Origin of the sequence: Streptomyces sp. NPDC088350 (assembly GCF_044753545.1) — a bacterium.
In the GTDB taxonomy this organism is placed as follows: Bacteria; Actinomycetota; Actinomycetes; order Streptomycetales; family Streptomycetaceae; genus Streptomyces.
The window spans coordinates 435,274-441,878 of record NZ_JBIVNL010000004.1; the positions used below are offsets into that span (position 1 = coordinate 435,274).

General features: G+C 70.6%; 7 protein-coding genes. 5 read left to right on the forward strand and 2 right to left on the reverse strand.

Features of this window, described 5'->3' with window-relative positions; genetic code table 11:
• Positions 1 to 139 precede the first annotated feature (139 nt).
• Positions 140 to 1,636 carry an ABC transporter permease gene (locus tag ACIQBL_RS15820; RefSeq protein ID WP_401941582.1) on the forward strand — a complete coding sequence of 499 codons (1,497 nt, stop codon included), beginning with the start codon at positions 140 to 142 and terminating at the stop codon, positions 1,634 to 1,636.
• A gap of 95 nt (positions 1,637 to 1,731) precedes the next feature.
• Complete coding sequence (locus ACIQBL_RS15825; RefSeq protein WP_401941584.1) at positions 1,732 to 2,484, forward strand: ABC transporter ATP-binding protein; 753 nt, start codon at positions 1,732 to 1,734, stop codon at positions 2,482 to 2,484.
• A 35-nt stretch (positions 2,485 to 2,519) separates the two neighbouring features.
• Here the strand turns inward: ACIQBL_RS15825 and ACIQBL_RS15830 are convergent, their stop codons facing one another.
• The gene (locus ACIQBL_RS15830; protein ID WP_401941587.1) at positions 2,520 to 3,515 is read right to left on the reverse strand and encodes an aldo/keto reductase; all 996 of its coding nucleotides are present in this window, start codon (positions 3,513 to 3,515) and stop codon (positions 2,520 to 2,522) included.
• Between the two features lie 54 nt (positions 3,516 to 3,569).
• Positions 3,570 to 3,896, reverse strand: coding sequence for a nuclear transport factor 2 family protein (locus tag ACIQBL_RS15835; RefSeq protein ID WP_401941590.1), 327 nt, complete (start codon positions 3,894 to 3,896; stop codon positions 3,570 to 3,572).
• A gap of 168 nt (positions 3,897 to 4,064) precedes the next feature.
• Here ACIQBL_RS15835 and ACIQBL_RS15840 point away from each other — a divergent pair, with 168 nt between their 5' ends.
• Genes ACIQBL_RS15840 through ACIQBL_RS15850 form a run of 3 tightly spaced genes read left to right on the forward strand, consistent with a single transcriptional unit; the run spans position 4,065 to position 6,485 of the window.
• Positions 4,065 to 4,613 (forward strand): DoxX family protein, encoded by a 549-nt coding sequence (locus ACIQBL_RS15840; RefSeq protein ID WP_401941593.1) that lies wholly within the window; start codon positions 4,065 to 4,067, stop codon positions 4,611 to 4,613.
• 20 nt (positions 4,614 to 4,633) lie between these two features.
• Positions 4,634 to 5,026, forward strand: coding sequence for a MazG-like family protein (locus tag ACIQBL_RS15845; RefSeq protein WP_401941596.1), 393 nt, complete (start codon positions 4,634 to 4,636; stop codon positions 5,024 to 5,026).
• A 37-nt stretch (positions 5,027 to 5,063) separates the two neighbouring features.
• Positions 5,064 to 6,485, forward strand: coding sequence for a DUF3616 domain-containing protein (locus tag ACIQBL_RS15850; protein WP_401941599.1), 1,422 nt, complete (start codon positions 5,064 to 5,066; stop codon positions 6,483 to 6,485).
• The last annotated feature ends 120 nt before the right edge of the window (positions 6,486 to 6,605 follow it).

A 6,605-nucleotide genomic window follows, 5' to 3' on the forward strand; every position in this document is an offset into this window, starting at 1 on the left:
AATGGGCTGTCTGACACAATTCTGATTTCGGGCTTCTTTTTCTCAGGTCAGACACATCCTTTACTCAGGTCGACTCAAAGGTTCCTCCATAGCTTGTGGCCGCGCCCACAGCGGGCGCCAAGAACCTTTGGGGAACGGGATGTTTGGCATCTATCTCAAGCGCGAGCTGAGCCGGCGCAAGAAGGCGGCCCTGGTCATCGCCATGGGTCTGGCGCTCGGTATCGCGCTGGTCATCACCGTCAACTCGGTGTCGGCCGGCATGAATCAGGCTCAGGACAAGGTCCTCAAGTCTCTTTACGGTCTCGGCACCGACATGACCGTGACCAAGGCGCAGTCGGCCCCCAAGGCCGGCAGCTCGCAGGGTCCCAGCTTCAAGTTCGGCGCCACCTCCTCCAGCGGCAGCTCGCAGAGCTCGGACCGGGTGAACACGCAGGGCGGTCAGGCCCTCGCGTCTTCCCTGGTCACCAAGGTCGGCGCGCAGAAGGGCGTGTCCGCCGCGGTCGGCGCGCTCACCCTGAACGTCACCAAGGTCGACGGCTCCTTCACCCAGGGCAAGGCGAAGACCTCCACCAGCTCCGGTTCCTCCTCCAGCTCCGGTTCCTCCTCGCAGCAGGGCGGCCCCGGCGGCGGCTCGGGCAGCAGCGGCAGCACCGGCCAGCCCCAAGTGCAGGGCGGCGGCGCCAACTTCAACGTGAACTCGTACTCGGTCGCGGGTATCGACGTCACCAACCAAACGCTGGGCCCGCTGTCCACGTCGAAGATCACCACCGGCAAGACGTTCACGACCGCGCAGACCGACGCGAAGGTCGCCGTCGTCAGCAAGTCGTACGCCAAGACGAAGAAGTACAAGGTCGGTTCGACCTTCAAGATCTCCGGCACCAAGTTCACGGTCATCGGCATCGCGACGCCCAACAGCAGCGAGTCCACCATCGACGTGTACCTGCCGCTGAAGCAGGCGCAGACGCTGGGCGACTCGAAGAACAAGGTCACCACGATCTACGTCAAGGCGACCGACTCCAAGCAGATCTCGGCCGTCAAGTCGACGATCCAGAAGAACATCTCGGGTACGACGGTCACCACCTCCGCCGACCTCGCGTCCACCGTGTCCGGTTCGCTGTCCACCGCCTCCAACCTGGCGACCAGCGTGGGCAAGTGGCTCTCCATCGCGGTCCTGATCGCCGCGTTCCTGGTGGCCGCGCTGCTGACCTCCTCGGCGGTGTCCCGCCGGGTGCGTGAGTTCGGCACCCTGAAGGCGCTCGGCTGGCCGAGCCGCAAGGTGACCCGGCAGGTCGTCGGCGAGTCCATGGTCAACGGCCTGATCGGCGGCGCTCTCGGTATCGCGCTGGGCCTCGCGGCGGCCTACGCGGTCACCGCGATCAGCCCCAAGCTGACCGCGCAGCTGGGCTCCACCTCCGGCGGCGGTGGCGGCATGGGCGGTGGCCCCGGCGGCCAGGGCGGCCCCGGCCAGCAGGCCTCCTCCAACACCCTGGAGATCGCGCTGAACGCGCCGGTCTCGCTGACCACCATCGCCCTCGCGGTGGGCCTGGCCGTCACCGGCGGTCTGATCGCCGGCGCGATGGGCGGCTGGCGTGCCTCCCGGATGCGCCCGGCGGACGCCCTGCGCAGCGTGTCGTAGACCGGCCGCACCCCCTTGAACAGGGGCGCCGCCTCCACTCCCCCCGGGTGGCGGCGCCCCGCCCTCTTCTTCACCGACGTACCGACGGAGATCCCATGTACAAGCTCACCGGCGTCACCAAGCGCTACACGCGGGGCAAGGAGACGGTCGAGGCGCTGCGCGGCGTCGACCTCACGATCGAGGACGGCGACCAGCTCGTCATCCAGGGCCCCACCGGCGGCGGCAAGTCGACGCTGCTGCAGATGATCGGCGGCCTGGACCGCCCCTCCGAGGGCAGCGTCGAACTCGACGACGTCAACCTCGCCACCATCAGCGAGGCCAAGCTGACCCGGCTGCGGGCCGAGAAGATCGGCATCATCTTCCAGTCCTTCAACCTCATCCCGACGCTCACCGCACAGGAGAACGTCGAGACCGCCCTGGTCCCCCTCGGCGTCAAGCCGGCGGAGCGCCGCGAGCGGGCCGCCGAGGCGCTGACCTCGGTCGGTCTCGGCGACCGTCTGCGCCACGCCCCGTCCGAACTCTCCGGCGGCCAGCAGCAGCGCGTCGCGATCGCCCGCGCACTGGTCAAGAAGCCGAAGGTCCTCCTCGCCGACGAGCCCACCGGCAACCTCGACGAAGGCACCCGCGACGACATCATGGGCCTGCTCGAAGGCCTCTGGCACGAGTACGGGCTGACCTTCATCATGGTCACCCACGACTCGTCCATCGCCCGCCGCGCCCCGCGCCTGGCCACCATCAAGGCCGGCCAGATCACCCTCACCGAACAGGGCGGCGGCCAGCGGCAGTTCGCGCCCCAGCAGGGGCACAGCGAGCAGCAGTACGCGCAGTACGGCAACCAGGGTTACTAGCCCCTACGCCGTCGGTCCGGTCCTGTCGGGGCCGTTCACCGCCCGAGCACGTGGTCGGCCTCGGCCAACTGCCCTGCGGTGAGCGGCCCCTTCGCGATCGCGCCCGCGTTCTGCTCCGCCTGGGCGACCGAGCGGAAGCCCGGGATCGGAATGGTGCGCGGGCTGCGGGCCCACAGCCAGGCGAGGGCGCCCTGGGCGGGGGTGCGGCCGTCGGAGGTGAGGATCTCGCGCAGGGCGTCCACGCGAGTGACCCAGTCCCCGTCGGCACCGGCGCCCCGCTTGAAGCCCTGCATCCAGGCCGGGGGCGTGTTGCGGATGTCGCCGGCCTCCAACTCCCGCCCCACCGCCTGCTTTCCGGTGAGCAGGCCCATCGCGAGGGGGCTGCGGTTGATGCTGGCGAGGCCCAACTCCTCGCACAGTGCGAACATTTCGGGTGCGTCCTGCAACACGTTCGCCGCGTGCTGTACGGCCGCGCAGTGCTCCCCCTCGGCGAAGACGGCGGCGCGTGCGGGGTCGTCGGTACTCCAGGCGTAGGCGCGGATCAGCCCCTCCCGCACGAACTCCTCGCACTGGTCGCGGAGTTGGGCGGCACGCTCCAAGTCGGCGTCGGAGAGGTGCAGTTGGTACAGGTCGACATGGTCGGTGTCGAGGCGCCTCAGTGACGCGGTGAGCGCGCGGCGGGCGTACTCCGGGGAGTCGTCGCCGCCGGTGAGGGTGCGGGTGTCCTCGTCGAAGACGTTGCCCCACTTGGTGGCGAGGACCACGTCGTCCCGGCGCTTGCCCAGCGCGCGGCCGAGGACGCGTTCGCTGTGCCCCGCACCGTAGGTGTCGGCGGTGTCGAAGAACGTGACACCGAGATCGAGGGCGCGCCGAACCGCCCGTACGGACTCCTCGTCGTCGACCTTGCCCCAGCCGAGCGGCTGCCCGCTCGTGTCCTGCCACTCACCGCCGATCGCCCAGCAGCCGAAGCCGAGAGCGCTCACGTCGATCCCGCTGCGTCCGAGGGTCCTGATGTTCGACTTCGTCTCCATGCCTGTGGACACTAGGAGTTGGAGCGCACACGAAGGCAAGGGTTTTTACGTCGGTCAGGCCTGCCCGGTCTCGAAGCGGGCGATCCTGCCGTCGTCGCCGACCGTGAAACTCCACCGGGTGCGCATCTCGCCCCACGCGTCGTTGGAGTAGCGGGCGACGAGGGCCCGGCCGCCGTTCGACTCCCGGTCGACCTCCATGTGGCCGTGGGAGGAGAAGATCTCCCGGTCGATCCACTCGGCGAGGTCACGGTCGGAGCCGTCGTCCGCCATCGTCGCGCCCGGCGCGAGGACCGCCAGGAAGGCCTCGCGGTCATGGGCGTTGACGGCGCCGACGAAGGCCCGGACCGCCGGATCGCTGAGTTTGGCTGTCTGAATCGTCATGCCGGTCAGACTCACACCGTTCCCGGGGCCCCGCCACCCGAACGGCCGCGCGAACCCGCCCGCGCGAGGCCCGGGGTGCGACGGTGGAGGGGCGTCGGGGGACACCTAGGGAGAGACCTAGGGGAGACACGTAGGGGAACGTCCCCGCCGCCTGTCCAGGGAGTCACCGTGACCTGTTACGACCGAAGCGATCTGGGCCTGCTGCTGCTCCGGCTGGGTACCGGCGGTGTGCTGGCCGCGCACGGCTCGCAGAAACTGTTCGGCTGGTTCGGCGGGGGTGGCATCGAGGGCACCGGCGCGGCCATGGAGGCGATGGGCTACTCCCCCGGCAGGCAGAGCGCCACGATGGCGGGCCTCGCGGAGGCGGGCGGCGGCGCCCTGCTCGCCCTGGGCCTGGCGACCCCGGCGGCGGGCGCGGCGGCGGCCGGTGCGATGGCGGGAGCGACCGCCGTCCACGCGCCCAACGGCTTCTTCGCGGCGGGCGGCGGCTACGAGTACGCGGCCTCCCTCGCCCTGACGGCCGCCGGCCTCGCGATCACGGGCCCTGGCCGCCTCTCCCTGGACCACGCGCTCGGGCACGCGGTGAACCGGGGCTGGATGGTCCCGGCGGCCCTCGCGGTGACCGGGGCGGCGACGGCCGTGGTGATCGGCCTGCGGAACAGGCGGGTGCGGGAGGCGTCGGAGTTCGGGCAGGAGACGCTGTTCGACGCGGAGTGACGTGATGGCAGGCTGGGTCCATGAGTGAGCAGAAGGACCAGCCCACCGGACTCTGGACCGGCATCGAGGACCTCTGGACCTGGGTGGACGCGAACCGTCCCCTCGAAGGCCGGGAAGGGCTCCTCCTCCGCGTCCTGAAACTGTCCGAGGAGGTCGGCGAGGTCGCCCAGGCGGTGATCGGGGCGACCGGCCAGAACCCGCGCAAGGGCGTCACCCACACCTGGGACGACGTGCAGGCCGAACTGTGCGACGTCGTCATCACCGCGCTGGTGGCGCTGCGCACGCTGACCCCCGACACGCAGGAGGTCTTCACCCGCCACCTGGCCCGGGTCATGGAGCGCTCCCTCGGCCCGTCCGCCGTTGTTCACCCCCAGGACCTGCCCGCGCCGCGCGGAGTTGGTGAGACCCACTGAGCCTTCTCGTCGACACCGAGCCGACGAAGGGGTCCCCGTGCAGGACTACGTTTCTTCCGACGGAGTTTTCTCCAACGGGCGCAGGACGGTCGCCGCGGCGGGCACCTGCCTCGCCCTCGCGGCCCTTGGCCTGAACCTGGGCCTGAACAGCCTGGCGCACGCGGCGAGTTACGGCACACCGACCATCTCCCTGTCGGCCACGTACCTTTCGGGCGCGGTGGGCGCGGTAGGTGACCCGACCGTGCAGGTGACGGTCGCTCAGAGCGGCGCCGATGTCAGCGCGTTGACGGTCGCGGCGAGCAAGAGCAGCAGGACGTCCGTCGCGCCGACGAGCGCGGTGGCCGTCACCGGCACCGGCGCCACCCGCCGACTCGCCGTCACGGCCGCCGCGCAGGGCTACACCGACCTGACGGTGAAGGTCACGGGGCTGGGCGGCAGGACGGCCACGAAGACCCTGCACTACGCGGCCTCCGCCTCCGTCCAACAGCCCGCCGACACCCGCTACTTCACCGGCTCCAGCGACGCCTCCGCCGCCGTGGACGTGGGCGGCGGCTACGTCGTCGTGGCGGACGACGAGTCCAACGTCCTTCGCCTGTACGACCGTTCGGCGGGCGGCGCCCCCGTCAGGACCTGGGACTTCAGCGACGACATCGGCGTCTCCAAGGAGATCGACATCGAGGGCGCGGCACGCGTCGGCGACACGGTCTACTGGACCGGTTCGCTCGGCAACAACAAGGACGGCGAGTACAAGGCGGCCCGCAACACGGTCTTCACCACGAAGGTGACCGGCAGCGGCGCCAACACGGCACTCTCCTACGGCGGTTCGTACGGCAAGCTGCGTGACGACCTGGTGGCGTGGGACAAGGCGAACGGCAACCGGTACGGCTTCGCGGCGGGCACCGCGGACGGTCAAGTACCCAAGGAGATCAACGGGTTCAACGTGGAGGGCCTGGAGTTCGCGCCGGGCTCGACGAGCACGGCGTACCTCGGATTCCGGGCGCCGCTCGCCCCGGCGGTGGCCGGCGGCAAGGCGCTGCTCGTGCCGGTGACCAACATCGACAAGGTGGTCGCGAACGGCACCGCCGCGGCCTTCGGCACCCCGATCGAGCTGGACCTCGGCGGCCTCTCGGTGCGCGACATCCGCAAGAACGCGGCCAACCAGTATCTGATCGTCGCCGGTTCCTGGGCCGCCGACGACAACTCCGACCCGTACGCCCTCTACTCCTGGACCGGCAACGCCGCCGACAGCCCGGTCAAGCTGCGTGACCTGCCGACCACGGACCCGGGTGCTTGGGAGGCGGTAGTCGACGTACCGGACCTCACTGCTGCCGGCGCCCGCGCCCAGCTGATCACCGACGACGGCTCGGCCGACCTGTACGGCGACGGCACCAAGGCGAAGGACCTCGCGCACCCGGAGTGGCAGAAGTCGCGGTCGACCTGGTTCACGGTCACCGGCTGACGGTCGGGGGGGGGCCCCCGCGGGGCCCCCCCCCCCCCCCCCCCCGGCCCCCCGGGCCCGCCCCCCCCCCCCCCCCGCCAACACCGCGTCAAGGAAGCCCCACAAAACAACAAAGGCGGC